The organism is Variovorax sp. 05N34 (assembly GCF_056397405.1).
Genome location: NZ_JBFTNI010000008.1, coordinates 118,207 through 135,332, shown reverse-complemented (window position 1 = coordinate 135,332; position 17,126 = coordinate 118,207). Strand labels below are relative to the sequence as shown.

16 protein-coding genes are annotated in these 17,126 nt (G+C 65.7%); 14 read left to right on the top strand and 2 right to left on the bottom strand.

What is annotated here, in order from left to right:
* Nucleotides 1-4 precede the first annotated feature (4 nt).
* The 6 genes from AC1DMA_RS21660 to otsA all read left to right on the top strand — a co-directional run bounded on the left by AC1DMA_RS21660 (nucleotide 5) and on the right by otsA (nucleotide 6,875).
* On the top strand, nucleotides 5-592 hold the full coding sequence (locus AC1DMA_RS21660) for a mechanosensitive ion channel domain-containing protein (protein ID WP_478145578.1): 588 nt from the start codon (nucleotides 5-7) through the stop codon (nucleotides 590-592).
* 99 nt (nucleotides 593-691) lie between these two features.
* Nucleotides 692-1,375, top strand: a complete 684-nt coding sequence (locus tag AC1DMA_RS21655) for a glutathione S-transferase family protein (protein ID WP_478145464.1) — start codon at nucleotides 692-694, stop codon at nucleotides 1,373-1,375.
* A gap of 53 nt (nucleotides 1,376-1,428) precedes the next feature.
* On the top strand, nucleotides 1,429-2,697 hold the full coding sequence (locus AC1DMA_RS21650) for a multifunctional CCA addition/repair protein (RefSeq protein ID WP_478145463.1): 1,269 nt from the start codon (nucleotides 1,429-1,431) through the stop codon (nucleotides 2,695-2,697).
* Nucleotides 2,698-2,759: 62 nt separating this feature from the next.
* Nucleotides 2,760-3,521, top strand: a complete 762-nt coding sequence (gene otsB, locus AC1DMA_RS21645) for a trehalose-phosphatase (protein WP_478126061.1) — start codon at nucleotides 2,760-2,762, stop codon at nucleotides 3,519-3,521.
* 89 nt (nucleotides 3,522-3,610) lie between these two features.
* Nucleotides 3,611-5,452: a glycoside hydrolase family 15 protein gene (locus tag AC1DMA_RS21640; RefSeq protein ID WP_478145577.1), complete on the top strand. Its 1,842-nt coding sequence runs from the start codon at nucleotides 3,611-3,613 to the stop codon at nucleotides 5,450-5,452.
* 37 nt (nucleotides 5,453-5,489) lie between these two features.
* Entirely contained in the window at nucleotides 5,490-6,875 is a 1,386-nt protein-coding gene (gene otsA / locus AC1DMA_RS21635; protein ID WP_478126060.1) for an alpha,alpha-trehalose-phosphate synthase (UDP-forming), read from the top strand.
* Between the two features lie 32 nt (nucleotides 6,876-6,907).
* Here the strand turns inward: otsA and AC1DMA_RS21630 are convergent, their stop codons facing one another.
* The gene (locus AC1DMA_RS21630; protein WP_478145462.1) at nucleotides 6,908-7,855 is read right to left on the bottom strand and encodes a LysR substrate-binding domain-containing protein; all 948 of its coding nucleotides are present in this window, start codon (nucleotides 7,853-7,855) and stop codon (nucleotides 6,908-6,910) included.
* A 131-nt stretch (nucleotides 7,856-7,986) separates the two neighbouring features.
* Here AC1DMA_RS21630 and AC1DMA_RS21625 point away from each other — a divergent pair, with 131 nt between their 5' ends.
* The 8 genes from AC1DMA_RS21625 (at nucleotide 7,987) to AC1DMA_RS21590 (ending at nucleotide 16,702) form a co-directional block, all read left to right on the top strand.
* Nucleotides 7,987-8,874, top strand: a complete 888-nt coding sequence (locus AC1DMA_RS21625) for a dioxygenase family protein (protein ID WP_478126058.1) — start codon at nucleotides 7,987-7,989, stop codon at nucleotides 8,872-8,874.
* Nucleotides 8,875-8,902: 28 nt separating this feature from the next.
* Nucleotides 8,903-9,709, top strand: a complete 807-nt coding sequence (locus tag AC1DMA_RS21620) for a citryl-CoA lyase (RefSeq protein ID WP_478126057.1) — start codon at nucleotides 8,903-8,905, stop codon at nucleotides 9,707-9,709.
* A complete protein-coding gene (locus AC1DMA_RS21615; protein ID WP_478145461.1) occupies nucleotides 9,706-10,860 on the top strand; it encodes a CaiB/BaiF CoA transferase family protein in 1,155 nt (384 codons plus the stop codon). Before AC1DMA_RS21620 ends, AC1DMA_RS21615 begins: the two co-directional genes overlap by 4 nt.
* Nucleotides 10,857-12,071, top strand: a complete 1,215-nt coding sequence (locus AC1DMA_RS21610; RefSeq protein ID WP_478145460.1) for an amino acid ABC transporter substrate-binding protein — start codon at nucleotides 10,857-10,859, stop codon at nucleotides 12,069-12,071. The genes AC1DMA_RS21615 and AC1DMA_RS21610 overlap by 4 nt, the downstream gene beginning before the upstream one ends.
* 254 nt (nucleotides 12,072-12,325) lie before the next feature.
* The gene (locus AC1DMA_RS21605; protein ID WP_478126054.1) at nucleotides 12,326-13,177 is read left to right on the top strand and encodes a branched-chain amino acid ABC transporter permease; all 852 of its coding nucleotides are present in this window, start codon (nucleotides 12,326-12,328) and stop codon (nucleotides 13,175-13,177) included.
* A gap of 2 nt (nucleotides 13,178-13,179) precedes the next feature.
* Entirely contained in the window at nucleotides 13,180-14,928 is a 1,749-nt protein-coding gene (locus AC1DMA_RS21600) for a branched-chain amino acid ABC transporter ATP-binding protein/permease (protein WP_478145459.1), read from the top strand.
* The gene (locus tag AC1DMA_RS21595) at nucleotides 14,921-15,625 is read left to right on the top strand and encodes an ABC transporter ATP-binding protein (RefSeq protein WP_478145458.1); all 705 of its coding nucleotides are present in this window, start codon (nucleotides 14,921-14,923) and stop codon (nucleotides 15,623-15,625) included. Before AC1DMA_RS21600 ends, AC1DMA_RS21595 begins: the two co-directional genes overlap by 8 nt.
* Before the next feature lie 45 nt (nucleotides 15,626-15,670).
* Nucleotides 15,671-16,702 carry a uroporphyrinogen decarboxylase family protein gene (locus tag AC1DMA_RS21590; RefSeq protein ID WP_478126051.1) on the top strand — a complete coding sequence of 344 codons (1,032 nt, stop codon included), beginning with the start codon at nucleotides 15,671-15,673 and terminating at the stop codon, nucleotides 16,700-16,702.
* Here AC1DMA_RS21590 and AC1DMA_RS21585 read toward each other — a convergent pair.
* Complete coding sequence (locus AC1DMA_RS21585) at nucleotides 16,699-17,049, bottom strand: hypothetical protein (RefSeq protein ID WP_478145457.1); 351 nt, start codon at nucleotides 17,047-17,049, stop codon at nucleotides 16,699-16,701. The genes AC1DMA_RS21590 and AC1DMA_RS21585 overlap by 4 nt on opposite strands.
* Nucleotides 17,050-17,126: the final 77 nt, after the last annotated feature.

Genomic DNA, 17,126 nt, shown 5'->3' with positions numbered 1-17,126 from the left:
TTCGGTGATTGCCTTGCGCGAGAACTTGCCCGCCTGGGCCACCGAGTGGCTGGGCATCATCATTCCCATCGCCCAGGTCGCCTTGATCCTGCTGGCCGCGTGGCTGATCTATCGGTTCGTGCGCCGGCTGATCCTGCGCATGGGCACCGGCTATGGGCTGCCGTCCAATGTGGCTCTTGTCACCCGCCGCAGCGCGGCCTTCCTGATCTATGGCGGCGCGCTGCTTTGGGGCCTCGAGCGGCTGGGCGTGTCGGGCACCGTCCTGTGGACCGCGTTCACGAGTTTTGCAGCCGTCGGTGCCGTGGCTTTCTTCGCGGCATGGAGCGTGTTGTCGAACATGTTCTGCGCGCTCTTGATCTTCACGACGCGCATGTTCTGGCCGGGCGACACCATCGAAGTGCTGGAAAACGGAGAGAAACCCGGCCTGAAAGGCCGCGTGCTGGACATCAACCTCGTCTTCACCACGCTGGAGGAGAGCGGCAGCGCCCACGAGGGCACGACGCTCAAGATCCCGAACAGCATGTTCTTCCAGCGTGCCGTGCGCCGCTGGCACGGCAGCTCACCGGCGCTGCCCGAAACTCCGAATCGATAAGCATCAATCCGGGCCTGTGATTGCATCAATCATCAGCGAGAGCGCCGCTAGCATTCGAGGCTTTGCATAGTTGCATCAACCCTGATACCGGAGACCGCAATGACACAGCTCTACATCGGCAACAAGAATTACTCCTCCTGGTCCATGCGGCCCTGGGTGCTCATGAAGCAGGCCGGCATCGCATTCGACGAAGTCATGGTACGTTTCGACTCCTTCGACACCGATTCGGAGTTCAAGCGCACCATCCTGCCGCTCAACCCCATCGGCACGGTGCCAGTGCTCAAGGACGGGGACATCGTCGTCTACGACACGCTCGCGATCTGCGAATACCTTGCCGAGACCTACCCTGAGAAGAAGCTCTGGCCGGTGGATCGCGCCCAGCGAGCGCAAGCCCGCAGCGCCTGCGCTGAGATGCACGCGGGCTTCCAGATGCTGCGCACCCATTGCACGATGAATATCGAGGCCGACCTCCGCCAGCAGGGCCAGATCATCCTGCGCGACCAGCCCGGCGTGCGGGCGGACATCGAACGCATCGTTCAGCTCTGGAGCGGACTGCTTCAAGCGAGCGGCGGCCCGATGCTCTTCGGCGAATTCAGCATTGCAGACGCCTACTTCGCGCCCGTGTGCACGCGCATCGTCACTTTCGGGTTGCCCGTGCCGCCGGCGATCTCGGCCTATGTCGAACGCGTTCGCGCGCTGCCATCGGTAAAGGCATGGATCGATGACGCGCTGCAAGAAAAGGACTTCGTCGTCATGGACGAACCCTACCGCCTGTCGCGCTGAGGAACTCGCGCCGTCCTGGCGCAACGGCCTGGTGCGCGGCCTACACTGCACGGATGCAAATCTATCTTGTCGGCGGCGCGATTCGCGATGCGCTGCTGGGTCGGCCCGGCAGCGATCACGACTGGGTGGTGGTCGGCGCCACGCCGGAACAGATGGTTGCGCAAGGCTACTTGCCGGTCGGTCGAGACTTTCCGGTTTTCCTGCATCCGGAAACACGCGAGGAATACGCGCTGGCGCGCACCGAGCGCAAGAGCGCGCCGGGCTATCGCGGCTTCGTGGTGCATGCGGCGCCGGACGTCACGCTCGAACAAGACCTCGCGCGGCGCGACCTGACGATCAACGCGATCGCACTGCCAGCGGACAAGATCGGCGCCTACGACAGGCTGGACGTCGATCCGCTGGACCTCGTCGACCCCTTCGAAGGCCAGCGCGACCTGCACGACAAGCGCCTGCGCCACGTGACCGACGCCTTCCGCGAAGACCCTGTGCGCATCCTGCGTGTCGCGCGTTTCGCGGCGAGGTTCGACGACTTCGCGGTAGCGCCTGAGACCATGGCGCTCATGCGCGACATGGTTGAAGCCGGGGAGGTCAATGCGCTGGTGCCTGAGCGCGTCTGGCAGGAGCTTTCGCGCGGCCTCATGGAAACGAAGCCTTCGCGCATGTTCGAGCTGCTGCGGGAATGCGGCGCGCTTACAGTGCTGCTGCCCGAAGTCGACCGGCTGTGGGGCGTCCCGCAACCAGAGGCGCACCACCCCGAGGTCGATACCGGAGTGCACCTCATGATGGTGCTCGATATGGCGGCGCATCTGAATGCGCCGCTGTCGGTGCGCTTCGCATGCCTCGTCCACGATCTTGGCAAAGGCACGACGCCCGCGGACGCCCTTCCCCGGCACATCGGCCATGAGCAACGCAGCGCCAAGCTTTTGCGCGCCGTATGCGACCGGTGGCGCGTGCCCGTCGACATCCGCGAACTCGCGGACGTGGTGGCGCGCGAGCACGGCAACATCCACCGCAGCGGCGAACTCAACGCAGCGGCGGTCGTCCGGCTGCTCGAGCGCTGCGATGCTTTTCGCAAGCCACAGCGTTTCGACGAGGTGCTCCAGGCCTGCGAATGCGATGCACGCGGACGGCTGGGCCTCGAAGCGCGGCCCTATCCCCAGCGCGATCGCCTTGCAGCGGCGCTTGCCGCGGCGCAGTCGGTGGCGACGGAACCCATCGCGCGCGAGGCGCTGGCGGCGGGCGCGACAGGACCGAAGATCGGCGAGGCGATCACCCGCGCCCGGATTGCCGCCGTGGCGCAAGGGCTCCTCCCCTACTCGTGAGTCAGGATTGGCGGTTTTGGCCGACGCTCCATCGGGCGGGAGTCTGCTATGGTTTTCCCTCCATGCAGACGCCACCCCGTATCCCCCCTGACGCTGCGCTCTTCCTCGATTTCGACGGCACCCTGGTGGAGCTCGCGGAGACCCCGGAAGCCGTGCACGTGCCTCCGGCCCTCGTCCCGCTGCTCAGCGATCTCCACGGCCTGCTCGGCGGCGCACTCGCGGTGGTTTCGGGACGCCAGATCGACGTCATCGACCGCTTTCTTGCGCCGTTGCGACTCCCGGCCGCCGGCGAGCACGGCGTGCAGCGACGCGACGCGGACGGCCAGATGCAGGAACACCGCGCCCCCGACCTCAAACTGGTGCTCGACGCCGCCAACGAGCTTGCAGGGGCGCACGAGGGCTTGCTGGTCGAACGCAAGCACGCTGCCATCGCCCTGCACTACCGGCTCGCGCCGCAACTCGAGGCGGTTTGCCGCGACGCCATGGAGCGCACCATCGATGGCCAGCCGCAGCTGGAACTCATGCATGGCAAGTTCGTGTTCGAGGTCAAGCTGGCCGGTATCAACAAGGGCATCGCGATCGATGCTTTCATGCACGAGGCACCCTTCGTCGGCCGCGTGCCGGTGTTCGCAGGCGACGACACCACGGACGAAAGCGGCTTCAGCATCGTGCAGCCACGGGGCGGCCTCGCGATCAAGGTCGGCGCCGGCCCAAGCCAGGCGCTGCATCGGCTCGAATCGCCACGAGAGGTCTTCGAATGGCTCGTGGCAGCGCGGGACTTGCTTGCGGCGTCGCCATCCGCAACCCGCAGGAATCCCGCATGACGACTCTCCAAAGAGAAAACGAATCAGAAATCGAAGCACCCGACAGGGCCGGCCAGGCCCTTGCCGGCGCGGCCAGCGCGAGCAACAAGATGCCGGAGCATCCGGAAGCGCTGGCCGGGCCGTCCGCGCGCACCGGCTTCGGGCCGCCGGCCGAACCTTCGCTCAACGTCGGCGTGATCGGCAATTGCGCATACAGCGCGTTGATCGACGAACGCGGGCGCGTGGTGTGGTGCTGCCTCCCCCGCTTCGATGGCGACCCGGTCTTCAACGCGCTTCTGGACTTGGGCGACAACGCCAGCGCCTGGGCCATCGAGCTCGAGGACTTTGCGTCGTCCAAGCAGTGGTACGAGCCGAACACGGCGGTGCTGCGCACCCAGCTGTTCGATTCCGCAGGCCAGGGCATCGAGATCACGGACCTGGCGCCGCGCTTTCACAGCCGCTCGCGCTACTTCAGGCCGCTCACGATGGTGCGCAGAGTCAGGCCCATCATCGGCACGCCGCGCATCCGCGTCACGCTGGCGCCGCGTTTTCAGTGGGGCACGATGGCGCCGACCATCACGCGAGGCAGCAACCACATCCGCTATGTCGGCCCTGATTTCACGCTGCGGCTGAACACCGACGCATCCGTCTCGCACATTCTTGCGGGGCAGCCCTTCGTGCTGTCACGCGAGCACAACTTCGTGCTGGGCGCCGACGAAACGCTGACCGATGGCATTGCCGACACGGCACGGCACTTCGAGCAGGAAACCATCGCCTACTGGCGCACCTGGAGCAAGCGGCTCGCGATTCCGTTCGAATACCAGGATGCGGTGATCCGCGCCGCCATCACGCTGAAGCTGTCGCTCTATGAAGACACGGGCGCCATCGTCGCCGCGATGACCACCAGCATCCCCGAAGCGCCCGGCAGCGAGCGCAACTGGGATTACCGCTACTGCTGGCTGCGCGATGCCTTCTTCGTCGTGCGCGCGCTCAACAGCCTCTCTGAAGTCGGCACGATGGAAGACTACCTGCGCTGGCTCTCGAACGTCGTGATCGGCTCGCGCGGCGAGCACATCCAGCCGCTCTACGGCATCGGGCTGGAGCGTGAGCTTCCCGAATCATTCGTCGTGGGCCTGAGCGGCTATCGAGGTATGGGGCCGGTCCGCGTCGGCAACCAGGCGCAGGAGCACTTTCAGCACGATGTGTACGGCAACATCGTGCTCGGCGCAGCGCAGGCCTTTCATGACCACCGCCTCTTGAGCCGCGGCGGCGTGGCCGAGTTTCCGTACCTCGAGGCGATCGGCGAGCAGGCGGTCCGCGTCTATGGCACGCCGGATGCCGGCATGTGGGAATTGCGAACGCGCGCTCGCGTGCACACCAGTTCGGCGCTGATGAGCTGGGCGGCATGCGACCGGCTCGCCAAGATCGCCCGCGCGCTCGGTCTTCCGGAACGTGCGGCGTACTGGCACGGCCATTCGTCGCGCATGCGGGAAGAAATCCTCGCCAAGTCGTGGTGCGAAGAGCGCAAGGCCTTCGCCGAGAGCTTCGGCGGCCATGAGCTCGATGCGAGCATCCTGCTGATGGTCGAAGTCGGCCTCATCGACGCTCGAGACCCGCGCTTCATCTCCACCGTCGAAGCCATGGAGAAGTCACTTTGCGACGGCCCCTACATGCGCCGGTATGAAGCGGCGGACGACTTCGGCAAGCCCGAGACCGCCTTCAACATCTGCACCTTCTGGCGCATCGATGCGCTCGCCAAGATCGGCCGCAAGGCCGAGGCGCGGCAGATCTTCGAGACCATGCTGACCGCACGCAACCCGCTCGGGCTGCTCTCCGAAGACACGCACCCGGTGACGGGCGAGATGTGGGGCAACTTTCCGCAGACCTATTCGATGGTCGGGATCATCAACGCCGCGGTGAGACTGTCCGCGCCTTGGGACACATGCATATGAGCAAGGACACGACAGTGTCGAACGCAGGGGCCAACTCGTGAGCCGGCTGGTCGTGGTCTCCAATCGCGTAGCGGACCCGCGCAAACCCGCCGCTGGCGGCCTGGCAGTGGCGCTCGGGGAGAGCCTTCAGCAAAGCGGCGGCCTGTGGTTCGGCTGGAGCGGCTCGGTCATCGAGGACGGCCCGACCGGCGAGGGCGAACTCCATCGGCAGCAGGCGGGCAAGGTCACCTTGGCCACCATCGACCTGAGTCGCGACGACCACGACAGCTACTACCTCGGCTACAGCAACGACGTGCTGTGGCCCGTGTTCCACGATCGCCTCGACCTCGCGCACTTCGAAGCCGGCTTCATCGGCGGCTACCGGCGCGTCAACCAGCTCTTCGCACGCAAGCTGATGCCGCTGCTGCGAAGCGACGACATCATCTGGGTGCATGACTACCACCTGATCCCCCTTGCAGCCGAGCTTCGCGCAATGGGTTGCAGGCAGCGCATCGGATTCTTCCTGCACATCCCCCTGCCGCCGCAGATCATCATCGCGGCCATCCCGCAGCACGAGTGGCTGATGCGCTCGCTCTTTGCCTACGACCTCATCGGCTTCCAGGCCCAGCAGGACGTCCAGCACTTCGAGCATTACGTGCAAAACGAGGCGCATGGCGAGCTCCTGGGCAATCACCTCTATCGCGCCTATGGCCAGACCGTGCGCTGCGACGCGTTTCCGATCGGCATCGACGTCAACGAGTTCGCCGCGCTCACGCACGCCAAGGAATCGCGCGACATGTACGAGACCATGAAGCGCGAGTATTCGACCCGCCGGCTGCTGCTGGGCATCGACCGGCTCGACTACTCCAAAGGCATTCCGCAGCGCGTGCGCTCGTTTCGCGAGCTGCTGTCCAACTATCCCGAGAACCGCCGAAGCGCGACGCTGATCCAGATCGCGTCACCGACGCGAGAGACGGTCGATGCCTATGCCGACATCCGGCGCGAACTCGAAACCTTGTGCGGCGCCATCAACGGCGACTTCGGCGAACTGGACTGGATGCCCGTGCGATACATCCATCGCATGGTTGCGCGCAAACGCGTCCCAGGCTTGTGCCGCGCTGCGGCTGTCGGCCTCGTCACGCCGCTTCGCGACGGCATGAACCTCGTCGCGAAGGAATACATCGCAGCGCAGGACCCGGCCGACCCGGGCGTGCTTGTCCTGTCGCGCTTTGCGGGCGCGGCCGAACAACTCAAGGAAGCGCTGCTCGTCAATCCCTATGACACCCACGGCACGGCCGAGACCGTGCAGCAGGCGCTTCAAATGCCGCTGGAAGAGCGCCGCGAGCGGCACCAGAAGCTGCTGGCGCGTGTGCGAGAGCAGGATGTGCATTGGTGGCGGGAAGGGTTCATGAATGCGCTGCGTGCGGCGGAGAGTGTTCGGTAGGCAGGCACCGCCAGGTCCGCCAGATCTCGCGACTATTTCTGCGGTCCCCCAACCCGCTTCTCGCGATGCCGCGGTGCCGGCACGTCACGCCGTAAGCTGTTTCCTAGCGCGGTCTTTCGCAAGATCACCGCGAAGGACTGGACGAACACGGGCTTGTTCTCACCCAGCCGCCAAAGAATGCCGGGCGTTCGCGTCGGCGTGGGGCTTTCCAGCGGGATCACGGTCAACCCCGGCATGCCTTCGGGCACGGCATTGATGGCGACGATCGATCCGATTTGCGTGCGCGCCACGAGCGCGAGCATCGGCGCGACGGTCGACATCTCCGCGACGACCGTGGGCTCCGCGCCGCAGGCCATGAAGCATTCGTCCAGCATGGTCCGGGTGGAAAAAGACGTGGAGATGAGCACCAGGTCCTGCCGGTGCAGTTCCACCATGCGAATGCGCTTGCGGCCGGCAAGCGGATGATTGTTCGAAACGACGAACACCATTTCCTCGTTGTAGAGCGGCTCGAACCACAGGTCGCTCGGGTCTTCGGGCCGGTAGGCGATGCCGAGATCGAGTTCGCCCGCCTGAAGCCGACCGCAGATCACCTCGGCCGACAACTCTTCGACGCTGATGCGCACCGTGGGATGACGCGCCAGGAACAGTGACACGCACTCGGGAATCAGGCCGATGTTGAAGGTGTGCGTCGCGCCGATGCGAACCCTGCCAGTCAGGTTGCCAGCGCCGGGCTTGAGTAGCGCCACGCCCTGGTCGACCTCCCGCAGCGCACGCGCAGCGAAGCCGCGCAGCAATTCCCCGGCTTCGGTGGTCACCACCTTCTTGCCGATGCGCTCGAACAGAGGCTGCCCGAGCTCTTCTTCGAGCTGCCGAATCTGATGCGACAAGGTCGACTGGGTGACGTGCACCCGCTCGGCCGCCCGCGTGAAGCTCAGGCAATCGCTCAGCGCGACGAAGTACCGCAGATGCCTCATCTCCATGGAAACCCCCACGAATGATCGATGGCATCGATGATATCGATGCAAATTCACCATTTGCGGCCTTTGTGTCCGAGCCCTATCGTCCGATCCGAATCGACGCCGGACCACGGCGCGCAACCCGGAGACAACCCATGTCGGAATACAACCAGGACGCGATCACGCGCGACGTCGTCGAGGCTTTCGCAAAGACGCCGGATCCGCGTCTGCGCCAGCTCATGACGGCGCTGGTCAAGCATGTCCATGCCTTTGCGCGGGAGGTCGACCTGCAGCCGGAAGAATGGCTCGCGGGTCTGAACTTCCTGAATGCGACGGGGCAGATCTCGACCGAGAAGCGGCCGGAATTCATCCTGCTCTCGGACACGCTGGGCCTGTCGATGATGGTGGTCGCGCTGGCACAGTCGCGCGCAAGCGGAGGCGCCAAGGGCCCGGCCGAACCAACCGAAGGCACGGTCGAAGGCCCCTTCTACTGGCCGGGCGCGCCCGACCTGCCACTGGGCAGCGACATCGCCGAGGGCGTTCGCGGCGAGCCCACCTTCTACATGGGCCGGGTCACCGACGTGGACGGAAAGCCGCTGGCCGGTGCGCTGCTTGACGTCTGGTCGGGCGACGGACATGGCAAGTACGACGTGCAACTGAGCAGCGAACCCTCGATGAAAGCGCGAGGCCGCTTCCGCACGGACGAACAAGGGCGCTACTGGTTCTGGTCGATCCGGCCTTCGTTCTATCCGATACCGGACGACGGGCCGGTGGGCGACATGATGCGGGCGACCGAGCGCAGCATCTACCGGCCAGGCCATCTCCACCTGCAGGTTTCGGCGCCGGGCTATGTGACGGTGACGACGCAGTTGTTCGTCGGCGGCAGCCCGTACATCGACGCGGATGCAGTCTTCGGCAAGCGTGACAGCCTCGTCGTGGACTTCGAGACGCATGCGCCCGGCAAGGCTGTTGATGGCCGCGAAATGCACGTGCCCTACCACTCGGCGAGCTTCGACGTGCGTCTCGCGCCCGCTGCCGCGTGACCTCCATCCGGACTCTGCAAGGAATCGCATGAAGATCGGCAAGGCCACCGTGCCACGCACCTCCATCTCCACGTCCGACGCCCACACCATCGTCGTCCGCGGGATGGATCTGTCCCGCGAACTGATCGGCAAGATTTCCTTCGTCGATCATTTCTTTCTGCTGCTGACCGGCAGGCGCGCTTCGGCCGGAGAAGCCGCGGTGCTGAATGCCGCACTGGTCGCGATCACCGAGCACGGCCTGGTGCCCAGCGTGCAGGCCGCGCGCATGACTTTCGCTGCCGCGCCCGACGCGATGCAGGGCGCTGTGGCGGCGGGCATCCTGGGCTGCGGGTCGGTCGTGCTGGGTTCCTCCGAGACGGCCGGTCGCCTGTATAGCGAAATCGATGCCCTGGTGAGCGCGGGGCAGCCGTTGCGGGCGGCGGCGCTGACGGTGGCGCAGGCCTGGCGCGAAGCCGGCAGACCCATCCCCGGTTACGGTCATCCGCTGCACAAGAAACGCGACGCGCGCGTCGATGCCCTGTTCGCCGCGGCCAGGGCGGCGGGCACCGACCTGCGCTTCGTCGAGATCGCGACCGCCGTCGAGGCACTGATGCCCGAGGTGCTGGACCGGCCGCTCAAGCTCAACGTGTCGGGCGCGATTCCGGCCGTGCTTCTTGGCGCGGGTTTTCCGGTGGAGGCACTCAAGGGCGTGCCGATCCTCGCGCGCACGGCCGGGTTGATCGCGCACATGTTCGAGGAGATGCGGCAGCCCATCGGCTTCGCGCTCTCATACCAAGCGTCGCGCGAAGCGGTCTACGAAGGCGCGCTGCCCGCCCACTTCGGACCCCACGAATGATCCCTGTCCTGAAAGGCCTCAAGGTCATCGAGCAAGGCACCTTCATCACGGGGCCGGCAGCGGGCATGCTGCTCGGCGACCTGGGTGCCGACGTCATCAAGGTGGAGCAGCCCAAGACGGGGGACCCGTTCCGCGCCTTCAAGGATGGGCTCTACAGTCCGCACTACCAGACCTACAACCGCAACAAGCGCAGCATCACGCTGGACCCCAAGGACGCCGCGGACCTCGAAGTGTTGGACGCGCTGATCGCCCAGGCAGATGTCTATATCCAGAACTTCCGGCCCGGTGTGGCAGAGAAGCTCGGCGTGGGCGCCGAGCGCTTGCGCGCGCTCAATCCGAGACTCATCTACTGCTCGATCAGCGGCTTCGGCGCCACCGGACCCGCGGCCGACCGGCCCGCTTACGACACCGTGGCGCAGGCCGCGAGCGGCTTCCTCAATCTGCTGATCAACCCCGAGAACCCGCGCGTCGTGGGTCCGGCCATTGCGGATTCGTTGACCGGCTTCTATGCGGCCTACGGCGTGCTGGGCGCTCTCTTCGAACGAAGCAGGACGGGGCTCGGCCGCAAGGTCGAGGTCTCGATGCTGGAGGCGATGGCGCATTTCAACCTCGACGCCTTCACGCATTTCTTCCAGGTGGACGAAGTGATGGGGCCCTACAGCCGACCCCGCGTTTCGCAGTCGTACGTGCTGCGCTGCGCCGACGACAAGTGGATCGCGCTGCACATGTCCTCGCCGGAGAAGTTCTGGCGCGGGCTCGCGGTCGCGATCGAGCATCCCCGCCTTTTCGAGGACGAGCGCTTCGCGACTCGCGAGGCGCGCATCGAGAACCAGGAGCAGCTGATCCAGTTGCTGGGCGAACGTTTTCGCGCACGGCCGCGCGACGAGTGGTGCCGCCGATTGGCGCATGAGGACGTGCCCCATGCGCCGATGTACGACACCAGCGAGGCGCTCGAAGACCCGCAAGCGAAGCACCTCCAACTGATGACCTCTGCCGAACACCCCGTGATGGGCCTGTTTCGCACGGTGCGATCGCCGGTCAGCTTCGATGGTGAGCGCGCGCTCGAAGTGCGCCCGCCACCGACGCTTGGCGAACACAACGAAGAGATTCGCGCCGCCCTGGGGCGAACCATCAGGAGACAAGAACCATGAAGACGCAGACTTTCGAAGGCATCGGACGGCGCAGCGCGGTGGTGGCCATTGCGCTGGCCGCGGCGGGCATCGCATTCGCGCAGACGCCGTCCGGCCCGCCGATCCGCATCGGCAGCACGCTGGCGCTCACCGGCCCGCTTTCAGCCACGGCGCAGATCCACAAGGTCGTGGGCGAGATCTATGTCGAGCAATTGAACAAGCGCGGCGGCCTGCTCGGCCGTCCGGTCGAATGGGTGGTGAAGGACGACCAGTCCAAGCCCGACCTCGCGCGCACGCTGTACGAGCAACTCGTCACCGCCGACAAGGTTGACCTTCTCATGGGGCCCTACGCCACGGGCGCGATCCTCTCGGCCATGGGCGTGGCGCAGCGCTACAACAAGGTGCTGGTGCATCACACGCTGGGAATTCCGTCACTGGCCAAGTACGACATGCAGTTCCCAGCCTGGTCGATCGGCTCGGACCCAGCGAACACGGTGCCCAATACGCTCTTCGATGCCCTCGCCGCATCATCCAAGCCGCCGAAGACGGTGGCGATAGTGACCAGCAAGTTCCCGTCGATTCAGTTCATGAGCGCGGGCGCGCGGGAGGTCCTCAAAAAGCGCGGCCTCACTGAAGTTTTGTTCCTCGAATGGGACTTCGGCAACCGCGACTTCGGCCCGATCGCCAACCGAGTGAAGGATGCCAAGCCCGACTTCGTCTGGGTCGGCGCCATCGGCCTGGAAGGCAATCTGCTGCTGGATGCGATGAAGAAGATCGACTATGTGCCGCCGCAGCACTTCTATCTCTACCCCGCGCCCGGTCCATTGCTCGCATCGCCGGACGCGAAGAACGCGCTGTCGGCCACGATCTTCGAGGAGCAGCCGCCCTTCACGAGCAACCTCGGTGCTGCCGAGTTCATCAAGCTCTATCACGAGCGCGCCGCCAAGGCCGGTTTCACAGACACGTCGGTCGAAACGCAGGCAGCCGCTTCATACACGGCATGGCAGATTCTGGAAGCCGGCGTCGTCAATACCAAGAGCCTCGACGACAAGGCCATCGCCACCTACCTGAAGACGCACAAGGTCGACACGCTGCAAGGCAAGCTGCGCTTCGACGGCGTCGGCAACTTCGGCGACGACCTGATGCGCATCAAGCAGATCCAGGATGGGAAATGGGTGGTGGTCTGGCCGAAAGAGGTCACTGCTGGCAGCGCGAAGCTGCTAGCGCCGTAGATGAAGCTCGCCCCCAGGCTCGCGCACTTCGTGTCGCTCTCCACCCCCTGCCGGGGGCAACACCAGCGGCCCGGCAAAGCCGGTTCCGCGGTGTTCCTGTTGCTCACCCCCAGGCTCGCGCACTTCGTGTCGCTCTCCACCCCCTGCCGGGGGCAACACCAGCGGCCCGGCAAAGCCGGTTCCGCGGTGTTTTCGACATGGGGCTGCGCCGGGTTCACGTCTTGCGGGTCGCGCGAAATGCGGTGGAGCAGCTGATGCCTAGCTTGTCATTGCTGTCCCAGTCGATTCTCTCCGGGGTCTTCGTCGGGGCGCTGTACGGGTTGATGGGCCTGGGACTGAGCTTGAGCTGGGGATTGCTGCGGCTGATCAATCTCGCGCACTTCGCGTTTGCGTTCATGGCCGCGTACCTCTGCTATCAGCTGGCGACGATGGGCATGGACCCCTTGCTGACGCTCGTGGTCATCGTGCCGGCCTTCTTCGGGCTGGGCGCGGGATTGCATTGGGTGATGGCCCGCTTCGCTGTCACGCCCTTCAACTCGCTGCTGCTCACCTTCGGGTTGATGGGCATCGTCGAGAGTTTGATCCAGGCCATCTGGACTGCCGATTTCCGCAAGCTCGAATCGAGCTACGCGCAACAGAAGTTCAAGGTCGGCGAGCTGTTCGTGCCGGTGCCGGAGTTCATCACGCTTCTGCTGGCGGTCGGGCTCGCGTTCGCGGTGTGGGCCGTGCTGCGTTTCACCGATCTGGGCAAGGCCATGCGCGCCGCCGCGCAAGACGCGCCCGTGGCGGCGGCCTTCGGCATTAACGAAAAGGCGCTCGGTCTCTTGCTGGCCGGAACATGCGCCGCGCTCGCCAGCGTGGCTGGCGTGTGCCTGGCGCTGAGCTTCACGCTCGCGCCGTCCCAGATGTACGCCTGGGTCGGGGTGGTGTTTGCGGCCGTGATGCTGGGCGGGCTGGGGAGCGCCCTGGGGCCGCTGATCGCCGGCACGCTGATCGGTGTCAGCGAAGCCATCACGATGGCGATCACCGCGCCTTCATGGGCGCCGATTGTGTCCTTCACGCTGCTGATCGTGATCCTCGTCTTCCGCCCCGGAAAGACCACCTGACGATGAGACGCACCCCCGTGCTCATCCTGCTGGCCGGCGCTGCGCTGGCCTTCGTGCCGCAACTGGGCCTGCCTGCGTTCTACGACTCGCTGCTCTACCTGATGCTGCACTGGATCGTGCTGGCGACCTCGTGGAACATTCTGTCGGGCTATTCAGGCTACTTCTCGTTCGGGCATGGCGCGTTCTTCGGTGCCGGCATCTACACGAGCGCAACGCTGATGGCGCGCTACGACTGGCCCTTCCTGTGGACGCTGCCGGCGGCGGCGCTGGTCGCGGCGCTGCTCGGCGTGGCGCTCGGCGCGGTCGTGTTCCGCGTCCGGGGCGTGCGCGGCGAACTCTTCGCACTGCTCACGCTGGCGATCACCTTCGTCATCGGCACCATCGTCATCAACACGCCGCTGGACGGCGGCTCGGGCGTGCCGCTCAGTGCGGTGCCTGTTCCGGAGATCGGTCCGACCCAGTCCTCGACTTTCTACCTGCTCGCGCTGGCAGCCGCTGTGGGCACGCTGCTGATCGCCTGGGGCATCCAGGTGTCGAAGTTCGGCGCGGGCCTGTTCGCGATCCACGACGATGAAGATGCCGCCGAAGTGATGGGCGTGCCGACCTACCGCTACAAACTGCTCGCGCTGGCCATCTCCTGCGCGCTGGCCGGCGTGGCCGGCGGCATTCACGCGCTGTTCCTCTCCTACGTGACGGCCGGCGAGGTCTTCACCATCGCGGTGCCGCTGACAGTGGTGCTGATGAGCGTACTCGGCGGCACGCGCCACTGGGCCGGTCCTGCGATCGGAGCGGTGGTCATCACCGCTCTGCTCTACAGCTTCACGGCGGCCGATCATGCGGTGGCGGGCAAGGCGCTGATCGGGATCATCCTGATCGCTGCCATCCTGTTCATGCCGGAAGGCATTCTGGAGCGCGTGCGCCGCTTGTGGCGGCCGGCGCAGCCCGTCACGCCGCCCGCGACCCACACGGCGCCCGCATCGGTGGAGACGCCTGTTCGACCCGCCGCGGTGATCGCAGGACAAGGCGACCTGCTGCTGCGCGTGCGGGGCCTGAGCAAATCGTTCAAGGGTGTGCGTGCGCTCACCGGTGTCAACGTCGACGTGCGGGGCGGCGAAATCCTCGGACTGCTTGGTCCGAACGGCTCCGGCAAGTCGACCTTCATCAACGTCGTCAGCGGCCACTACACGCCCAGCGGCGGCGAGATCGTCTTCGAAGGCCGCCGCCTGAACGGCCTGCCTGCGCACCGCATAGCCGCCAGCGGCATTGCGCGCACTTACCAGATCCCCCGGCCCTTCGCGCACCTCAGCGTGCTGCAGAACGTGGCGATCGCCACGATGTTCGGCGGCGCGGTGCGCGATCCGGACGGCGCGCGCAAGCAGGCAATGACCTGGCTCGAATTCACCGGTCTGCAGGACCGGGCCGCCGCGCTGCCGGACGACCTCAATCTGCATCAGCGCAAGTTCCTCGAACTCGCACGCGCGCTGGCCTCGCGCCCGCGGCTGGTGCTGCTCGATGAAGTGCTGTGCGGGCTCACGCCGAGCGAGATCGACGACGCGGTCATGCTGATCCGGCGCATCCGCGACCAGGGATCGAGCATCGTCTTTGTCGAGCACGTGATGCGCGCGGTGATGGCGCTGGCCGACCGCATCGTGGTGTTCAATCACGGTGAACTGCTCGCTGAAGGCGCGGCAACCGACGTGATGCAGCGCACCGAGGTGATGACCGCCTATCTGGGGACAGCCCATGCTTGAAGTCCGCGATCTCCAGGTGGCCTATGGCGCAGCGCCTGCGCTGTGGGGTGTCTCGATCGACGTGCGGCCCGGCGAACTGCTGTGCGTGGTTGGCCCCAACGGCGCCGGCAAGACGACGCTGATCAACACCATCGCGGGAATGCTGCGCGCAAGCGGCGGCAGCATCGGCCTCGACGGGCGCGACATCACGCGACTGCCGCCGCATCGCTTCTGCGAAGCCGGCATCGCGCTGGTGCCCGAGGGGCGGCGGCTCTTTGCCGGCATGAGCGTGCTGGAGAACCTCGAGCTCGGCAGCTACCTGCACCACGCCAAGGCGCAGCGGCGCGACACGCTGGAGCAGGTGATGGCGCTGTTCCCCGTGATCCGCGAGAAGCTGGCAACCCCGGCTGGCGAATTGTCCGGCGGACAGCAGCAGATGGTCGCGATCGCCCGGGCGTTGATGGCGCGCCCACGCCTGCTGCTGCTCGACGAGCCCTCGCTGGGCCTGTCGCCGCGCATCGTGCACGACATGTTCGCCGCCATCCGGCGAATCAATGCGGGCGGCATGGCGGTACTGCTCGTCGAGCAGAACGTCACGATGGCGCTGGAGGTGTCGCACCGTGCTTACGTGCTCGAAGAGGGCCGCGTCGTGGCCGAGGGCGAGCCGCAGGAACTGCTGGCCCGGCCTGAGATCAGGCGTGCCTACCTGGGGGTCTGAGCCGCCGGATCGTTCGAACTTCAATTTCCACCCTGGAGCGAAACCATGCTGTTCCCCACCACCATCGTCGGCAGTTTTCCGCAGCCCGACTGGCTGATCGACCGCGCGAAGCTGGCTGGCCGCTTTCCGCCGCGCGTGAGAGCGCGTGAGCTCTGGCGAATCCCGCCGCAATACCTCGAGGAAGCACAGAACGACGCGACGCTGATCGCGATCCGCGCGCAGGAAGAAGCCGGACTGGACATCGTCAGCGACGGCGAGATCCGGCGCGAAAGTTATTCCAACCGCTTCGCCACGGCGCTCGACGGTGTGGACCTCGACAACCCGGGTTCCGCGCTGGACCGATCAGGCCATCCGAACCCGGTGCCGCGCATCGTCGGCAAGATCGTGCGCCGACATGCCGTCGAAGTCGACGATTTGAAGTTCTTGCGAGCTCACACCAATCGCCAGGTGAAGATCACCGTCCCCGGCCCGTTCACCATGTTGCAGCAGGCGCAGAACGATCACTATGCGAGCGAAGAAGAAGCAGCCATGGACTACGCCGCCGCGGTCAATGCGGAGATCCGCGATCTGTTCGCCGCGGGCGCCGACGTCGTCCAGATCGATGAACCGTACATGCAGGCTCGCCCCGAGAAGGCGCGGCAGTATGGGCTGAGGGCGCTGAACCGCGCGCTGGAGGGAATCACCGGAACGACCGCAGTGCATATCTGCTTCGGCTACGCGGCAATCATCCACGAGCGTCCGAGCGGGTATTCGTTTCTGCCCGAACTGGCCCAGTGCAGTTGCCGGCAGGTCTCGATCGAGACCGCGCAGTCGAACCTGGACTGTTCGGTGCTGCAGCAACTGGATGGAAAACGCGTGATGGTCGGGTGCATTGATCTGTCCGATCCGAACGTCGAATCCGTGGAGACGATTGCCGGGCGCATTCGGCGCGCGCTGCCTTACATCAAGCCGGAGAACGTCATCCTGGCACCCGACTGCGGCATGAAATACCTGCCGCGCGAGGTGGCCAAGGCCAAGCTTCGCGCGATGGTGTCGGCCGCCAAGGTGCTGCGCGAGGAGTACGCCTCGGCGGCCTAGTTGCGCCAGGCCACATCGCCTGTGAGCAATTGCACCAGCCGAGCGACACGCGAGGCCGTCGCTTGAGGATCGCGCGCCGCGCGTGGCAAGCCACGCACTTGCGCCGCGCACATTGCGGAAACTTCGATCCAGCCGCCGCGTTCGACCACGTGGGCCTCCCCCTCTTCCAGCATCGTCTTCGTGCTGAACACCGCTTCGCCGAACCACGCGGGCGGAGACGTCACGCGCACGGAACCTTGCGCGACAAACAACGTAAAGCCAGCGTCAACGGCCACACGCAGACTCTGGCCCGCTTGAAGACTGCTGACCTCGGAAAGCTCGCTGGACGTGGTGGACAGGACGGACATCGGATACCTTTCTGGAGAATGCTGGAGAACCGATCTGGTGCCTTCATCGTAGGCAGCCGCCTCTCAACAAAACAGGC